The sequence below is a fragment of the Streptomyces sp. NPDC059743 genome (assembly GCF_042732975.1).
Classification (GTDB): Bacteria; Actinomycetota; Actinomycetes; order Streptomycetales; family Streptomycetaceae; genus Streptomyces.
In genome coordinates this window covers 33,664-50,646 of the sequence record NZ_JBHWGS010000012.1, presented here as the reverse complement: position 1 = coordinate 50,646, position 16,983 = coordinate 33,664, and the positions used below count along the sequence as shown (strand labels likewise).

Genomic DNA, 16,983 nt, shown 5'->3' with positions numbered 1-16,983 from the left:
CCGTGTCGAAGTCTCCTCCCCGCCCGTGCGGGGATGGCCCGTTTACCGGGCGGTCCGAAGAGTGCTGGACGCCACCCACCGGAGGCATGTCTCCGCCCCGGCCACGATGGGAACAGCGCTCACTTCGGGGCTGTCCCACGGGTGGTGCTCCAGCAGGTGCGCTTCGAGGGCCGGGTACCGGTCGGCGCGGGTCTTCATGAGCAGCTGCCACTCCTCGCCCGTACCGAACTCGCCGTGGTGCCAGAACACGGACGTCACGGGGCCGATGATCTGCGCCCCGGCGGCCAGGCGCTCGCGCACGGCGGACTGCGCGAGCTGGAGGGCCTGGTCACGGGTCTCGGTGGCGGTGGACACCTGTACAAGGTCAGTCATGGCCGGGAGCCTATCCAGCCTCCGGACACCCCGAACATGACGAAGGCGCCCCCTGTCCGGCCTTGTGGGCGTATTGCTGTCCGCCGAGGCCGTAGCGAGGATCCCGCCCCCGACCCCGCCCCCCGAGCGTCGCAGCGATGCCGGAGGCAGTCTAAATCCGGCGCTCCAGCGCCGAGCCCCGGGCCGTCGGCGCGGTCGCCGCAGTCTCCGCCGCGCTGAGCCGCTGGTCCGTGTGCTCGGATCGCTCCACCAGGACGTCCAGCGGGTCATCCCCGCGTGCGCGGGGACCATTCGTCCTCCCGCAGCCATCGGTCCGGACCGTGAGGACCAACCCCGCGTGTGCGGGGATCACCGAATGAGTCGCACGTGGACGAAGTGCAGGTCGGGGCCATCCCCGCGTGCGCGGGGACCGTTCAGCCGTGAAGCTGACGACGCGGAAGTCCTCGGGGCTAACCCCGCGTGCGCGGGGATCATCAGGCCCTGGACACGCTCACCCGTACGACGCCGGCACCAACCCCGCGTGTGCGAGGACGACTTGCCGCCGAGGCCGCGCGACTCGCGCCAGTAGGGACCAACCCCGCGTGCGCGGGGATGACGAGGCTGCCTCACACACGAGGAACCGAAACGCCGGACCAACCCCGCGTGCGCGGGGACCATCCCCGGCTGGTCGTCGTGCCTGGCGATGGCGGTGGACCAACCCCGCGTGTGCGGGGACGACGGGGCGTTGCCCGGTGTGAAGCGGCCGTCCTGAGGACCAACCCCGCCTGCGCGGGGACGACTCCGGGTCGGACTTGCGGTAGTACTCGTGCGTCGGACCAACCCCGCGTGCGTCATCGGGTCACCGGCCGTGGCCCCCGGACCAACCCCGCCTGCGTGGGGACGACACTTCGTGGGCTGGGGTTTTATCTGGGCGGTGGGTTGGGTTTGGTTGGGTTCTTGGGAACCGGCGTAGCTCCTGTTTCTTCTCATCCTGGCGTCCGTCGGGCTTGTCCTCGGGGACATTGTCGGCCACCCGGCGTCGGTGTCGCGTGGTCAGTTGTGGGGGTGGGCTTCTGCGGTGGTTTTCAGGTCGCGCAGCCACGCTTCTAGGCCCGCGCCGAGTGCTGCGGTGGCGGTGGGGATGTCTGCTTCTACCTGGGCGCCGGTCCAGGTTTCCTCTGTGTGTACGCGGACGCCGTCCTTGACCTTTTTGAAGGTCCACAGGTGGACGCCCTCGTCGATCCGCAGGCCTTCACCGATCGCCGGGCCGCTCCACACGATGCAGTTGTGGCGCTGGAGCTGGCGGACGGTGGAGGTGATGTTCAGGGTGGTGGCGGGAGTTGTCGGTGTGGCGGGCGCCGGAGTTGTCCAGTGGAACTGTGAGCCCTTCCGGAGGCGGCCGGAGTCGAGGCGTTCGGCGGTGGTGATGGGCGGTTGCCAGGAGGGCCAGCGCTCCACGTCGGTCTGGAGGTTCCAGATGGTGTTCAGCGGTGCGTTGATCACGACGTCGGTTTCGTAGCGTATGACGGCGGTGCTGTCGACGCCTTCCCCGCGGCATGCGGAGGGACCGCTGTGGTGGCCGACGGCCTGGGCGGGCGGGACGGTCATTCCGACAGCGCCGACGAGTGCGACCGTGAGCGCGGCGGCTCGGACGGTTCGTGACGTCGACGGGCTCATGCTGAAGCTGGACATGGGCTCTCCTTGTTATCGGCTTGTGGGTTTGTGGGCTTGCGGGTGAGTGGGGATGGGCCTGCCCGTTACGGCTTCAGTACGACCTTTCCGGCGACCGTTCCGGACTCGGCCAGTCGCAGGGCCTCGGCGACTTGGGCGAGCGGGAGTTGCGCGGCGATCTGGGCCGTGACGTCGCCGCGCTGGAGGGCTGCGAAGACCTGGGTGAGGTCGGCGCGCAGCCGGGCGCGGAACCGGCTCTTCGCCAGCGCGCGCCCGGCCCAGACGTTGAAGAAGTAGGCGCGGCGGCGGTTGGGCAGCGCGTTCCACAGCCACACGCGGCCGAGCAGCTTGAGTACGGGCCACTGCTTGGAGCCCTCGTCGTCCCGGGTGGAGGCGCTGCCGTACGAGACGAGCGTCCCGCCGGGCGCGAGGAGGCGCCAGGAGCCGACGATGCCCCGGCCGCCGACATGGTCGAAGACGGCGTCCACTCCACCGGGCGCCAGCTCGCGGATCCGCGCGGCGACGTCCTCGGTGCGGTAGTCGACGGGCGTGACGCCTCGTTCCCGCAGGGCGTCGTGGTGGCGGGCGGACGCCGTACCGATCACCTTCACGCCTGCGGCGTGGGCGAGTTGGACCAGGACCGAGCCGACGCCGCCGTTGGCGCCGTGCACCACCACGGTCTGCCCCGCGCGGATCCGCGCCTTGCGGTGCAGCATCTGCCAGGCGGTGATGCCGTTGACCACCAAGGTCTCCGCCTCCGCCGCGCCGATCCCGGCCGGAACCTCGACCGCGTCCGCCGCGTTGACGCGCACATGGCTGGCCCAGCCGCCGACCTTGACCAGCGCGGCCACCCGGGTGCCGGCCAGGTCCGGCGCGACGCCCTCGCCGGTCGCGACCACCGTGCCGACCAGGTCGTAGCCGGGTACGAACGGGAACGCCGGCTGGTCGTAGTACCGGCCGCGGCGCATCTGCTGCTCGGCGAAGGAGACGCCGGTCGCCTCCATCCGGATCACGATCTGTCCCGAGCCCGCGGCGGGCACGGCGCCGCGCCGGATCTGGAGCCCTTCCGGCTCCACCTTGCCCGGCAGGACGATCTCGACCAGTCCTTCGGCGTTCACTTCAGTGCTCATGACGACCTCCACCGAGTTCCGTGCTGGGTTACTCGCTTTCGCGTTCGTTAGAAGTTATAACTATGCGTGAAGGTGAGTGTCAATAGGCTTCGTGATAGCTTCTAACTGGATCGTGAGTCTGTAGCTGGGCAGAGTGTGGAAAGGTGCAGGCCATGGCAGAGACGGGCACGAAGACCCCGCGCGAGCGCTACCGCGCCCAGGTGCGCGAGGAGATCAAGGAACGGGCCTGGGAGCAGATCGCCACGGCGGGCGCGTCCGCGCTCTCGCTCAACGCGATCGCCAAGCAGATGGGCATGAGCGGGCCTGCGCTCTACCGGTACTTCGCCGGCCGCGACGAGCTGATCACCGCGCTCATCAAGGACGCGTACCGAAGCCTCGCCGACACCGTCCGCGCCGCCCACGAGTCCGGCGCCGCCACCCACGAGTCAGGCGCCGACCTGGCCGGGCTGGCACACGCCCTGCGCGCATGGGCGCTCGCCGACCCACACCGGTACTTCCTCATCTACGGCACACCCGTCCCCGGCTACCACGCACCCGACGACGTCACCCTGATCGCGTCCGAGATCATGGCGACCCTGCTCGACGCCTGCGCCGCGCTGCCGTCGGACCGGCCCGTGACACCGTTCGCCGTGCACCTTGAAGACCACCGCGAGTGGGCGGACGACCATCCGGCCCCGCCCGCGGTCCTCCACCGGGCCCTGACCGTCTGGACCCGGATCCACGGCGCCCTGTCCCTGGAACTCGCCGGCCACTTCACCGGGATGGGATTCGACCCGGCGCTGCTCTTCGCCGCTGAACTGGACGATCTGACCGGCCCGTCGGCGCACTGACGTATCTCGTGCTTTTCCGGCCAATAAGTTGAACCAGTGGCAACAGTCCGGCGTGATCCACCAAGGGGCTCCTGGCGCGCCCGGTGGTCCGGAACGATCTCCACCTGTCGCCCAACTCTCCTTCCGCACATCTCCCGTTGGGGCAGCGCCCGTGCCGCGCTGCCCGCTGACGGTCGGTAACGCGTTCGCCACCGGGAAGGAGCGACGTCGTCGGCGGCCCGGGCGGCCGGAGGCTCGGCGGTCATCCGCGCCGGAAGCGACGCGCGTAGGCGTACGGGCCGTGCCCGGCGGTCACAGGTCCCGGGCCCCGCGCAGTTGAGATGCCTCGCCGCGCGCGGATCGGCGTATTCCGTTCTTCCGCCGATCCGGTCCGATCCGGTCGCGCGTGAATGGCACGGAATGATTTCTTCCGGCGCGGTGCACTCCTGACACACCAGGCGGTACGAATGCCAACGCGAATCGGGAATTCCGCGAACACGCCGTCGCCGCCACGCATATCCACAGTGGATGTGCGGATGGCCGTGGCCGTCCGCGCGCCGGAACCGGTGCGCTCGCCCGGTGCCGTACCGGGCGCGGAACGGCCGTCATGGCGTCTGGGGAAAACCGAACACATCCTCCTCCGGGCGTCCTTGTCCTCCACGGCGGAGCCTGATTAGGCTCCCGATCGTTTCGATTCCTGCACGTTTTCCGCTCATCTTGAACCGGGGGGCCGCGTGGAATCCACAGTTCCTGAAACAGGCGCCTCGGGCGCCTCGGGCGTCGAGAAAGCCGGTTTACCGTGGCCGCCGACGGCGGCCGAATCTTCCAAGCCCGCCCGTTGCATCGGCCGGGACGTAAAGCTCCTGTGGTGCGCCAACGCCGCCGACTCCCTCGGCAGTCAGGCGTCCGGAGTCGTCCTGCCGCTGCTGCTCCTGGGGCTCGGCCACTCGCCCGCGGTGGTGGGACTCGTCGCGGGAGTCTCCACGGCGGCCGGGCTGGTGCTCGGGCCGCTGGTCGCCGTACCGGCCGACCGTGGCGCGCGTAAGCAGGTGATGTTCTGGTCGGCGACGGTCTCGGCGCTCGCGATGGCCTCCGTGGCCGTCGCCCTCGCCGTCGCCGGCGGCAGACCGTCGCTCGCCCATCTCCTCGGTGCCGTGCTCGTGGAACGGACCGCCACCGCCTGCTACGAGGCCGCCGCCCGAGGCACGGTCGCCCTGATCTCCGAGCCCGGCGGTCTGCCGCGCGTCGTGGCCGGGCTGGAGGCGGGCGACCGAGGCGCGCTGGTCGTCGGTCCCGCCCTGGGCGGCATGCTCTACCAGGTGTCGCGGGCCCTGCCGTTCCTGGCCGACGCCCTCTCGTACGCCGTCACGGCCGTCTGCGTCGGATCCATGCGCTCGGATCTGCGCGCGGACCTACGGTCGGATCTGCGGTCGGATCCGCGCCCGTACGTACGTCACTCCCGTGCCGTACTCGTCGCCGAGGCCGGTGCCGGATTCGCGCTCGTCCGTACGTCGTCCCTGCTGCGGCTGGTGCTCGTGTGGACCACCACCGTCAACGGCGTGCTGGCCGCGCTGTACTACGACGCCGTCTTCACGCTCCAGGAGAGCGGCCACGGCGGCGCGCCGATGGGCCTGGTCCTGGCGGTGTCCGGCGCCGCCGGGCTCGTCGGCTCGCTTGCCGCGCCACGGCTCGCCGTCCGGCTCAGCGCCTCGCGAACGCTCGTCGGAGTGTCATGGCTGATGGTCCCGCTCGCGGCCCTGCTGGCGACGGCGGCGGAACCATGGAGCTACGGCGCGTTGTTCGGCGGATTCTGTCTGATCATGCCGCTCGCCACGGTGGTCCTCCAGGCCCGTGCCATCCACGGCACACCACCGGAGTTACAGGCCCGCGCCGGTTCCGTACTGGCCACCGCCGTCGGCGGAGCCGCTGCCCTCGCACCGGCCCTGGCCGGGCTGCTGGCCGCGCACGCCGGGAACGCCGCGCCCGCGCTCGTATGCGCCGCGCTGCTGACGCTCCTGGCCGGCCGGCTGACCTTCGGCGGCGCCCGTGCTCTGGCGACGCGTGTTCCGGCGACCGGTGTTCCGGCGACCGGTGCTTCGGCGAAGGGACGGGCCGTATGACCGGCTCCCGGGGCCCGGTCGGCCGTCGTCCCGAGGAGGCCGTCGCCCACAAGCCCCGCACCGGCAACAGCGCGGGAGCGGACCGTACCTCGGCCCGCTACCAGGTCTACCGCGCCGCCCTGCCCGATGTCTGCGCCACCGATCCCGCGCTCATGGTGTTCACCGCCGACGCCGACGGCCGGTGCGAGGTGTTCACCTGGGACGCAGCCACCGGCCGCGCCCGTCAGGTGACGGACCGTCAGGGCGGCACGCCGCACGGGACGATCGACCCGGACGCGTACGTGTGGTGGTTCGACGAGGACGTACACGGCGAGGGCCACTGGCGGTTCCAGCCGTTCCAGGGCGGGCCCGACCGCCTCGGGCTGACCGGCGTGCCGCCTGGGACCTCACGCGGTCTGGCCGTGGGCGACGACGGGAGCGTCGCCATGGGCGTGGGCAACGGCTCCACGACCACGATCCACAGGGGTGTACGCGGAGGTCCCGCATGCGAGGTGACGCGCGTCGACGGGCATGTCACGCTCTCCGGCGTCAGCCCACGGGCCGGACTGCTGGCGATCAGCGGTCCCGCGGGCTCGGACCGCGCGGTGACGGTCCTGACCGCCGACGGTACGCCGCACACCGTGCTGTCCGGCGCATCCCGTGAGCACCACGGTCGGCGCCCTGAAGTGTCCGGTGCGCCCGGCGCGTACGGCCGACTCTGGTCCCTCGGCTTCGCGCCCCGCGCCGACCGCGACGAACTGCTCCTCGTCCGCGAGGCCGGTGACCGCTATCTGCTCGCCTGCTGGAGTCCCGGAACCGGCGTCGTCGTCCACGACTGGTGCGCGTTCGACACGGAGATCACCGCCCGCTGGTATCCCGACGGCCGTACGGTACTGATCCGCCAGGACAGCCACGGCCGCAGCGTCCTCCACCGCGCCCGGCCGGCCGACCGTACTCTCACCCGGCTGCCGACCCCGCCCGGAAGCCTGCTGGACGCCGCACCTCGCGCAGGCGGAGATACCGGAGACGGCGCGGAAGATATCCACTACCTGTGGACGGACACGGCCCATCCGCCGCGTATGCACTCCACCGCCGGTACGGCCCTGCCACCGCTGAGCACCATCCCGGGACAGGTCCCCGGCGACCACCGGGACATCTGGACGCCCGGCCCGGACGGGCCCGTACATACTTTGCTCAGCCTCCCCGCACTCCCCGCCATCCCCGCTCCGGCCAAAGAGAATGACGCTCCCGCGCCCGCCGTCTTCCTGGTGCACGGCGGGCCCGCCGACCACGACCGGGACGCCTACGACGGCGTCGTGCACTCCCTCGTCGCCTCCGGCTTCGCCGTCGCCCGCGTCAACTACCGCGGCTCCACCGGCTACGGGCCGCGCTGGCGCAGGGCCTTCGGCGCCGGCGTCGGCCTCACCCAGGTCGACGATCTGGTCGCGGTCCGCGCCGATCTGATCGCCCGTGGGCTGGTGCGCGCCGACGCCGTCGGGCTGTGGGGCACCTCCTGGGGCGGCTATCTCGTCCTGCTCGCCCTCGGCGCCCGGCCGGAGCTGTGGCAGGCGGGCGTCGCGGTCAAGCCCGTCGCCGACAGCGTGGCCGCGTACCGCACCACCACGCCCGCCCTGCGTGCCCTGGACGAGCGGCTGTTCGGCGGCTCACCGGACGAGGTCCCGGAACGGTACGCGCGCAGCTCGCCCGTACGGTACGCGGACCGCGTGCGGGCACCGCTGCTCGTCGTCGCCGCCACCCGGGACGCCAAGTGTCCGCCCGGCCAGGTGCGCGGCTATCTCGCCGCGCTCCGCGCCGCCGGTGCGCGCCACGAGTCGATGTGGCTGGACACCGGTCACGACGGCTACGAAGGCGGCGACCACGTCGCCGTACTGCGCCGCGCCATGGTCTTCCTCGACCGCGAACTGCGCCGGCGTGACCGCGACTCGAAGCGCGACCGTACCTCCGCGCGCGACCGCACCCCCAAGACGCCTCCCTCCGGCCGGAGGGAGGATCCCGCCCGCGTCCCCACCGGACCAGTTGTCCGCGCCGGACCAGCGGCCGGGACCGGCACCGCAGAACACGTATAGAGAGGAGAAGGACTCATGGAGAAGGACATCATCAACAACGACCCGCTCGCGGGTGACGAGGAGAACCGTAAGCCGGGCATCGGCATCACGGTCACCGTTCCGTTCCGTAACGCCGAGGACGGCGAAGAGGACTAGTCCCGCCCTGCGGACAAGTCCGACCCGCTGAACCAGCTCGACCCGTTCGACCAGTTCTCGTCGGCCGGCCCGGCGGTTCGCGCCGCCGGGCCGGCCGTTCTTCTGAAGACGGCCGTTCCCGAGGAGCTCACGTGCGCGTACTGCTGGTCAACATGCCCTGGTCGCCCATCGATCTTCCATCCCTGGCGCTGGGAATACTCAAGCGCAGTGTGGACGAACATGTGCCGGGCGCCACCGCCGAGGTCCTGCACGCCAATCTCGAATTCACCGACTGGATCACCCGCCGTACCGAATTCACCGCCGACGACTACGAGTACTACGCGCTGTCCTCCTACTTCATGGGCTGCGGCGACTGGGTCTTCTCCTCCGCGCTGTACGACGATCCCTCCTGGCGGGACGACGAGTTCACGGCGTCGATGAGCGGCAGACTGCGGAAGTCCCGGATGCGGATGACCCGTGAACTCCACCGCGAGGTACCGGCCTTCGTGGAGCAGATCGCCCGGCGCATCGTGGAGTACGCGCCCGATGTCGTCGGCTTCACCTCCACCTTCCAGCAGAACACCGCGGCCCTGGCCGCCGCGCGGCACGTCAAACGGCTCGCGCCGCACATCGTGACCGTCATGGGCGGCGCCAACTGCGACGCGGAACAGGGCGCGGCCGTCCACCGCAACTTCCCGTTCGTGGACTATGTGATTCGCGGTGAAGGAGAGGCCGCCTTCCCGCAGTTGCTGAAGGCGCTCGGCGACTCGTCCGACTCCTCCGGCTCTTCCGACCCCTCTGACTCCTCCGACGCGCCGCCCGCCGTCGGAGCCATATCCGGGCTCTGCCACCGTGACGCGGACGGCACCAGCGTCGTCAACGCCATGGCCACGGCCCCGCTGCCGCCCGCCACCATCCTGCCGCCCGACTACAGCGGCTACTTCGAGCGTCTTGCCTCCTCCGTCGCCCGTAACTGGGTCGAGCCCAAACTCGTGGTCGAAGGCGCCCGGGGCTGCTGGTGGGGCGAGAAGCACCACTGCACGTTCTGCGGACTCAACGGCTCCTTCATGCAGTTCCGCAGCAAGAGCCCCGACACCTTCTACGAAGAGATCATGGATCTCGCCCGCCGCCACCGCGTCCTGGACATGTACGTGGTCGACAACATCCTCGACATGGGCTATCTCTCCACCGTGCTGCCGCGCATCATCGAGAGCGGCTATGACCTGCGGCTGCACATCGAGATCAAGGCGAACATGCGCCGGTCCCAGCTCCGTACGCTCGCCGACGCGGGACTGATCTATGTCCAGCCGGGCATCGAGAGCCTGAACAACCGGGTGCTCGATCTGATGGACAAGGGCGTCAGCGGCTGCCAGAACGTACGGATGCTCCGCGACGGCGCGGAGACCGGACTGTCGGTGTCCTGGAACTATCTGCACGGCTTTCCGGGCGAGACCGCCGAGGACTACGACCCGGTGATCGCGCAGATACCGGCGCTGGAACATCTCAATCCGCCGGTCGATCTCTCGGCCCGTATCGCCATCGAGCGGTTCAGCCCGTACTTCAACCGTCCCGAACTCGGCTTCTCCGGGCTCCGGCCCGAAGCGCACTACCGCTTCACCTACGACCTTCCGGAGAAGGAGCTGTACGACCTGGCCTATGTCTTCGAGGCGCCGGAGCGCGGGATCGGCGAACCGACCGTGTCCGCGCTCAACGACGCGCTCGCCGCGTGGAAGAAGCACCATGTCGAGGCGCGGCTGACGCAGGCCGACCTCGGTGACCGGATCGTGCTGGTCAGCAGGCGGCGCGCCTTCGCGTGGCGGGCGATGGAGCTGACGGATCCGTACGAGCTGGTGCTGTTCCGTCTGCTCGACCAGCCGCACACGCCGGCGGCCCTCACGCGTAAGGCGGCGGCCCGGCTGCCGGGCGCGGCGCGCGAGGAGGACGAGGTCATGGCGGTGCTCGACCGCTGGCTCGGGCTCGGGCTGCTGTTCACGGACGGCGGGCAGTACGTGCATGTCGCGCCGTCGGCGGTCAACGAGGACCTGCTGCGGCTGGACTTCATGCGGCACCTCCACACCGCCCGGCCGGAGGGCCCGCCAGTCGAAGGTCCGCCGGTCGCCGCCGGTCAGCCCGCCGTCCCCGTATCCGTATGACGTCCGCGTCTGACGTATCCGTACGACCGCTCCGGCGCGACCGGGAGACCAGGAGGACCAGTCCGATGAGCCCGACTCTCACCGTCACCGCCTGGCGGGACTACGACCTCGATGCCTGTGCCCTGCCCGGCATGTTCCTCGGCGACATCGCACTGACCGGTCCCGTCGACCAGGAGTGCGACCGTCTCTGGGACATGGGCGCGCGACGCGTACGTGTGCCCGGCGTAGTGGATCTCACCGCCACAGCCGCCACCGCCTCAGCCACCATCAATTCAGCCCGCGCCGTCCAGGCCCTCAGCGTCATCAGGGATCTGACGGCCCGTGCCGTACTCGTCGAGTGGAGTCTCCGCGTGGACCCGGAGGACGAGGAGACCTCCCGGATCCTCGGCCATCTCCAGCCGCCGCAACGGATCGAGGGCCCGGACGAGCCCGCCGCCGACGAGGCACTGCGCGTCTGGCGCGGCGCCCACTATCTCGGCAAGTGCCTCTGGCGGCAGGGACCGGGCTTCGTCCAGATCCGGGACCGCCGCTGGGGCGACCTGCGCCGTTTCACCGCGGATGAGCCGCACTACCGGGAGGCGATAGCGCGCCTGGCATACGGCGGCGCCGCCGCTTCCGTGGCGCCGGACGCGCTCGCCGACTTCCACCAGGAGCGACTCGTACTCCAGGTCGGCGAGCTGGAGTGGTGGCTCCCGTACCGCGTCAACCGCTGGGTCCAGGAGGCGATGGCCATCTGAACACCCCAGGCAACCCCAGGCAACTCCAGACAACTCGCGGCACTCCAGGCAACTCATGGCCCGGAAGGGCGCGTTCCGCCTTTGTTTCGCGTTTCACGAAAGCGCAGGTCAGGGCGGATGGGCGACATATCTGGTACGTCATCGTTCAGTCCGTTTTCGATGACGTAGAGATCAAAAATATGAAACATCTGGGTTTCATTACCCAATAAAGATGGATGAGATGTGAACGTTTGCCCGGCTCTCGATCAATCGATGCATCGCGTCCTCGGACGCGTCGCACGCGGACGGCTGTCGTCGGCGTGCTCGAAAGTGAGGTCAGGCACTCGTGGACATACCAAGACCCATGCGGACGGCGCGGCTGCGTCCGCTTGCCGCCGGCGTCGCGGGACTGATGGCGCTGAGCGCGCTGTCGGTGCTCGGGGCGCCGGTCGCGTCCGCCGCGACGGACTCCGACTCACCCGTGGTCCGCTCGGGCGACGGATGGACCGTCTCCCGGGCCGCCGGCGGATATGTCGTGTCGCTGGAGCTGGACACGCCTCTTCCCGTCAAGAACGACGCGCCCGAACTCGTCGCGGACGGCACGGACCTGGGTCCGGCCACGGAGTCCGCGGACGGGCACACGCTGACGGTCACGACCGCCGACGACTCGGTGGCCGCGGCCAAGGACATCAGCTGGCAGTGGTCCAGCGGCGGCGACAGCACCGCCACCGGGCCCACCAGCCTGCTGTCGCCCTCCGCCCAGGCCAAGGCGCAGAAGCTCACCGAGTCCAAGGCGCTCGTGGCGGACGAGGGCACGGACACCACGGCCGACGATCCCACCACCATCGGCACGGGCTCGTACACGATCGCCGACTACAACTTCGGCGCGCAGTCGATCCCGCTCACCGACATCGGCGGAATCCGCGGTGAGTTCCAGGGCCGTATCTATCTGCCGACCGACGGCAAGCCGCACCCGGTCGCCGTCTTCCTGCACGGCCGCCACAGCTCCTGTTACAACCTCACGACGCTGCGCGGCGCGAGCGGCTGGCCCTGTGCGGCGGGCACGGCGCCGATCCTCAGCTACGCCGGTTACGACGCCGCCGCCGAGGCGCTGGCGGCCGACGGTGTGACGGTGGTGTCGATCTCGGCCAACGCCATCAACGCCAACGACAACCAGCTCTCGCCGGACAACGGCGCGGCCAGCCGAGGCCAGCTCGTGCTCGACACGCTGACCATGCTGAAGAAGGCCAACGCGGGCGAGCCCGTCGTCCAGCACGACGCGGTCACCGACCAGGACGTCACGCTGGAGCAGGCGCTGACCGCGGGCAAGGCCACCTACCCGGACTCCACGGTGACCGCCGCCCAGCTCGTCGGCTCCATGGACTTCAGCTCGATCGGGCTGATGGGCCACTCACGCGGCGGCGAGGGCGTCGTCTCCGCGGGTGCTCTCAACGCGGCTCTGCCGAACCCGTGGCAGATCAAGTCCGTACTCCCGCTGGCACCGGTCGACTTCACCCGTACGACGCTGCCGGACGTGGTCATGACCACGCTGCTGCCGTACTGCGACGGCGATGTCTCCGACCAGCAGGGCCAGCACTTCTACGCGGACTCGCGGGACGCGTTCTCCGACGATGTGCTGCGCTCCAACTTCTGGGTCATGGGCGCCGACCACAACTTCTTCAACTCGCAGTGGACACCGCCCTCGCCGGGCGGTTCCGACGACTGGTCGAACACCGCGGACCCGGTGTGCGGTACGAGCGCGGCTGCCCTGGCCTCCGGCAAGAACCTCCGGATCACGGCCGAGCAGCAGTACAAGCTGGGCGCGGCGTACATATCCGGCTTCTTCGAGGCGACTCTGCGCGGCCGGACCCAGTTCAAGGGCTACTTCGACGGCTCGCAGCTCACACCGCCGTCGGTGGCCGCCTTCGCGGACGTACGCACGGTGGCACAGCAGCCGTCCTCGGCCCGCCGTGACATCACCTCGTTCAAGAAGACCAGCCCGCTGATCGGCACCACCTCGACGGCCACGGCCGTGATCTGCGCCAGCAAGTCGGGACGTACGGTGCCGCAGCCGTATCCGCTCTGCACCAATCCGGGCAGCACGCTCACCAACCAGCAGCTGCCGCACTGGACTCCGGCCTCGTTCGCACCGAACGTACCGCTGAACGTCATGACCCATCTGACCTGGACGGCGACGACCGGCGCGCTCGGTGTGACGCTCCCGTCCGCCCAGCAGAACGTGTCCGGCTACGACGAGATGACCGTGCACATGTCGCCCGACGAGAGCGTCGTCACGGGCACCGACATGACGCTGAGCGTCGCCGACTCCGCCGGGCACAGCTGGAGCAGCCCGGTCTCCGCCCTCAATCCCTGGGGCGTCACCAAGATGCCGGCCAGCGGCGCGACTCAGCTCGGCAAGATCGTCCTTCAGCAGGTGGCGGTCCCGACCGCGACCCTGGCCGAGGCCGGTCTCGATCTGAAGCACATCACCAAGGTCACCTTCACCGGTGCGACCGGCGCCGACGCCACCGCGACCGGCGGTGTCTATCTCTCGGATCTCGTCTTCGAGAACAAGAGCCTCGGTACGCCGAGTCCGCAGGGCCGTCCCGCCGTCAACATCGCGTCGACCAGGACCGAGGAGGGCAACGGCCCGGGTGCCGCCCAGGCCGCGGTCTATCTGTCGCGTACGAGCGCCACTCCGGTCTCCGCCTATGTCACGGTGGTCGGTTCGGCGACCGGCAAGGTCGGACTCGCCGTCCAGAAGGTCACCTTCGCGCCCGGTACGACCTGCCAGGTGGTCGACATCCCGGCGTCCGGCGACACCGCGGCCGGAGCGACGCCCACCACCGCCTACAAGGTCGGCGTCTCCAACTCCACCAACGCGGTGCTCGGCAGCGGCGACTTCGGCACCATCACGGTGCGCGAGGACGACGGCCTGACCGGGACGGCGACGCCCGCGCCCGTGGTCGGCGTCCAGGGCGACGTCTGCGCCGAGTACGCGGCGCTCTCCCGGCCGGGCGCGCTGACCGTCGCCGACACCAAGCCCGAGCCGGGCGCCACGGTCACGGTCACCGGGAGCGGCTACCGCGACGGCGAGAGCGTGGCGTTCACGCTCGGTTCCGCCGTACTCGGCAGCGCGGTCGCGGCGAGCGACGGCACGGTGTCCTTCCAGGCCGCCGTCCCGGCCGACCAGCCGTACGGCAGCGCCACGATCAGCGCGGTCGGCGCGGGCTCCGGCTATACGGCGACGGCGGGCGTCCAGGTCCTCGCGACCACCACGACGGCGCTCGCCCTCAACCCGGCCGCACCCGGGATCAGCCAGGCGGTCACGCTGACGGCGACGGTCACCGGCGCGGGCTCCGACGGCGGAACGGTCACCTTCCGGGACGGCACCACCGTCCTCGGTACGGCCGCGGCCACCGGCGGAACGGCGTCCCTGCGGATTCCGGCCGGCTTCAAGGCCGGGACCCACACCTTCACCGCGGCCTTCGGCGGCACGGCGTCGGCCGACACCTCGGCGTCGGACCCGGTGCAGCTCGTCCTGACCAAGGGCCGCAGCGCCATCGCCATGGCGCTGACGGTCAAGTCGATCAGCTACGGTCACCCGGTCTCCGGCGTCTTCTCGGTGGCCGGAGCGAGCGACGGCCTTGTGAAGGTCTCGTACGGGACCGGATCGCTGACGGCGAAGGTCGGCTCGTCCGGAGCGGGCACGTTCAAGCTGCCCGCGTCGCTCTCCGTCGGCGCGCACACGGTGTCCGTGCAGTATCTGGGCACCGACTTCGTGGAGCCCAGCGGAGTCGCCTCGCAGAAGCTCACGGTCGTGAAGGCGAAGACGACGACGTCGCTGACGCTCTCCAAGACCACGCTGGCGCACGGCAAGTCCGAGTCGGTCAAGGTCTCGGTGAGCGGCCACAGCGGCGCCGCCTATCCGACCGGCACGATCACGGTCACGGCCAAGGTCGGCAGCAAGACGACCACGACCAAGGTCACGCTGACGGCCGCCAAGAAGGGCGTGATCAGCTTCTCCGTCAAGCTGCCGAACGTGAAGGGCACGGCTACGGTCACCGCCGTCTACGCGGGAGACAAGAACTTCTCCGGCAGCACCTCGCCGAAGAAGCAGGTGAAGCTGACCTGATCCGAGCGGACCTGAGCGGACTTGACGCTCTGACGCCCGCTTGCTGAGGGGCGTGTGAGACGAGGGCCGCGAGAGGAGTGGGGGGAGGAGCCGGTGGGCGCCTTCCCCCACTTTCGCGTCACTTCCGTGTCCGCGTCCGTGCCCGGCGCATCGGCCGAAGGGCCCCGGCGCCGGGCACTGTTGCCCACCCCCGTGGGGCAGCGGCGCCCAGCGCCCGTGATGCCGGGCGCGGCCGGGGAACGGCCTTGAGGTGCTGCGCCAGCGCTCTCGATCCTGCGCCCTGTCCCGCGGATAAGTCAACTAAAGTTGATTGCCGGATGGATAGTTGACGGTGATTCACGGTTCGACGGGCTTGTTACCCGCCTACTCGCCACGATCGTGTAATCCGGTGCGACGGCAAGATCCCCGCTGACGGCCGAAGAGTCCTATGATCCGGCCCATGGCCACCGATTCTCCACGCTTCGAGGCGTCGGCTCTTCGACCGGGCGACGGGGAGGAGCCGACGGGCTCCCTGGACTTCGCGGCCCGCTTCCGGCGCGTGATCTCGGTGATCTACCCGAAGGATCTGGGCCGTCCCTGGCGCGACTCGGAGATCGCCGAAGGCACCGGTCTGAGCGGCACCTATATCGGCAATCTCCGCAAGGGCACCCAGAAGCCCAGCCTGGAGAACGCGGTGAAGATCGCCAAGTTCTTCGGCGTACCGCTGAACTACTTCAGCGACTCCGCCACCGCACGGGCCGTGGAGCGCGATCTGCGGAAGATAGAGGCGCTGCGGGACGCCCGGGTGGAGCGGATCGCGATGCGGGCGGCCGGGCTGCCTCCGGCGATGCAGGACGCCGCCCTCACGGTGGTGGAGCAACTGCGCAAGGCGGTCGGACTGCCGGAGGCTCCCGAGGGCGCTGAGGCTTCCGAGGGCGACGGGGCCTCCGGGGCTCCTGGGACCGCCAAGGCTGCTGGGGCCGCTGAGGCTCCTGGGACCATCAAGGCTCCTGGGACCGCCGCGGCTCCCGGGACCGCCGAGTCTTCCGAAGCTCCCAGGGCCGCCGAGGCTCCGGAAGCGTGACCGAGTACGTGACTGAGTACCAGCAAACGCCGTTGGGGCACTGGCGGCCGGCTGATGGGAACGACGTGCGAGATCTTGGACGTACCCGCCGCCGGATGCGGGCCATGGTCCGACAGCTCGATCTGCCGGAGATGAGCACGGTGGAGGAGCTCTGCGCCGCGGTCGCCGTACGGGCCGGACGTCCCGTACGGCTGGTACCGCGGCGGATGCGGCTGGGCGAGCCGTCCGGATTCGTGGAACGCCGCGCGGACGCCGATGTGATCCATTTCGAGCAGGAGACCTCCGGCCTGCACCAGGCGCACATCATCTGCCATGAACTCGCGCATCTGCTGTGCGGGCATCTCGCCGAGCCTCCGGATCCGGACGAGACCGCCGCCGAGGTCCAACTGCCCACCATCGACGCCGACATGATCCGGCTGGTGCTCGGCCGCTCCCACTACGATGGCGCGGCGGAGGAGGAGGCGGAGATCCTGGGGGCCGAGCTGACGCGCACGCTCGTACTGGCGCCCGGCGCCGGGACCACCTCGCAACTGGCGCCCGCGCTGGAACACCGTAAAGGGCAGCATGTCTGACGTAACTGGCGCATCCGGTACGGCTGTTTCCGGCATATCCGAGGCAGCGTTCGAGATATCCGATGCGTCGTTTGTGTCCCAGG

The 16,983-nt window shown here is 70.2% G+C and carries 11 protein-coding genes; 8 read left to right on the top strand and 3 right to left on the bottom strand.

Annotated features, from left to right (window positions below; translation table 11 throughout):
• Positions 1-42: 42 nt before the first annotated feature.
• The 3 genes from cutA to ACFV6H_RS21800 all read right to left on the bottom strand — a co-directional run bounded on the left by cutA (position 43) and on the right by ACFV6H_RS21800 (position 3,152).
• A complete protein-coding gene (cutA, locus tag ACFV6H_RS21810) occupies positions 43-372 on the bottom strand; it encodes a divalent-cation tolerance protein CutA (RefSeq protein ID WP_385544573.1) in 330 nt (109 codons plus the stop codon).
• 1,032 nt (positions 373-1,404) lie between these two features.
• Positions 1,405-2,043 carry an SRPBCC family protein gene (locus ACFV6H_RS21805; RefSeq protein ID WP_385544570.1) on the bottom strand — a complete coding sequence of 213 codons (639 nt, stop codon included), beginning with the start codon at positions 2,041-2,043 and terminating at the stop codon, positions 1,405-1,407.
• A gap of 65 nt (positions 2,044-2,108) precedes the next feature.
• On the bottom strand, positions 2,109-3,152 hold the full coding sequence (locus tag ACFV6H_RS21800; RefSeq protein ID WP_385544567.1) for a medium chain dehydrogenase/reductase family protein: 1,044 nt from the start codon (positions 3,150-3,152) through the stop codon (positions 2,109-2,111).
• A 152-nt stretch (positions 3,153-3,304) separates the two neighbouring features.
• Here ACFV6H_RS21800 and ACFV6H_RS21795 point away from each other — a divergent pair, with 152 nt between their 5' ends.
• From ACFV6H_RS21795 to ACFV6H_RS21760, 8 genes are all read left to right on the top strand, one after another.
• Positions 3,305-3,982 (top strand): TetR/AcrR family transcriptional regulator, encoded by a 678-nt coding sequence (locus tag ACFV6H_RS21795; RefSeq protein ID WP_385544564.1) that lies wholly within the window; start codon positions 3,305-3,307, stop codon positions 3,980-3,982.
• A gap of 713 nt (positions 3,983-4,695) precedes the next feature.
• Positions 4,696-6,081, top strand: coding sequence for an MFS transporter (locus ACFV6H_RS21790; protein ID WP_385544561.1), 1,386 nt, complete (start codon positions 4,696-4,698; stop codon positions 6,079-6,081).
• Positions 6,078-8,147: an alpha/beta hydrolase family protein gene (locus tag ACFV6H_RS21785; protein ID WP_385544558.1), complete on the top strand. Its 2,070-nt coding sequence runs from the start codon at positions 6,078-6,080 to the stop codon at positions 8,145-8,147. Before ACFV6H_RS21790 ends, ACFV6H_RS21785 begins: the two co-directional genes overlap by 4 nt.
• A 266-nt stretch (positions 8,148-8,413) precedes the next feature.
• Positions 8,414-10,414, top strand: a complete 2,001-nt coding sequence (locus ACFV6H_RS21780) for a RiPP maturation radical SAM C-methyltransferase (protein ID WP_385544555.1) — start codon at positions 8,414-8,416, stop codon at positions 10,412-10,414.
• A gap of 65 nt (positions 10,415-10,479) precedes the next feature.
• Positions 10,480-11,151, top strand: a complete 672-nt coding sequence (locus ACFV6H_RS21775; protein ID WP_385544552.1) for a DUF5825 family protein — start codon at positions 10,480-10,482, stop codon at positions 11,149-11,151.
• Positions 11,152-11,476: 325 nt separating this feature from the next.
• Positions 11,477-15,265, top strand: coding sequence for an Ig-like domain repeat protein (locus ACFV6H_RS21770; protein ID WP_385544549.1), 3,789 nt, complete (start codon positions 11,477-11,479; stop codon positions 15,263-15,265).
• A gap of 439 nt (positions 15,266-15,704) precedes the next feature.
• Positions 15,705-16,328, top strand: a complete 624-nt coding sequence (locus tag ACFV6H_RS21765) for a helix-turn-helix domain-containing protein (protein ID WP_385544546.1) — start codon at positions 15,705-15,707, stop codon at positions 16,326-16,328.
• 104 nt (positions 16,329-16,432) lie between these two features.
• Positions 16,433-16,900, top strand: a complete 468-nt coding sequence (locus ACFV6H_RS21760) for a hypothetical protein (RefSeq protein ID WP_385544543.1) — start codon at positions 16,433-16,435, stop codon at positions 16,898-16,900.
• Positions 16,901-16,983 lie beyond the last annotated feature (83 nt).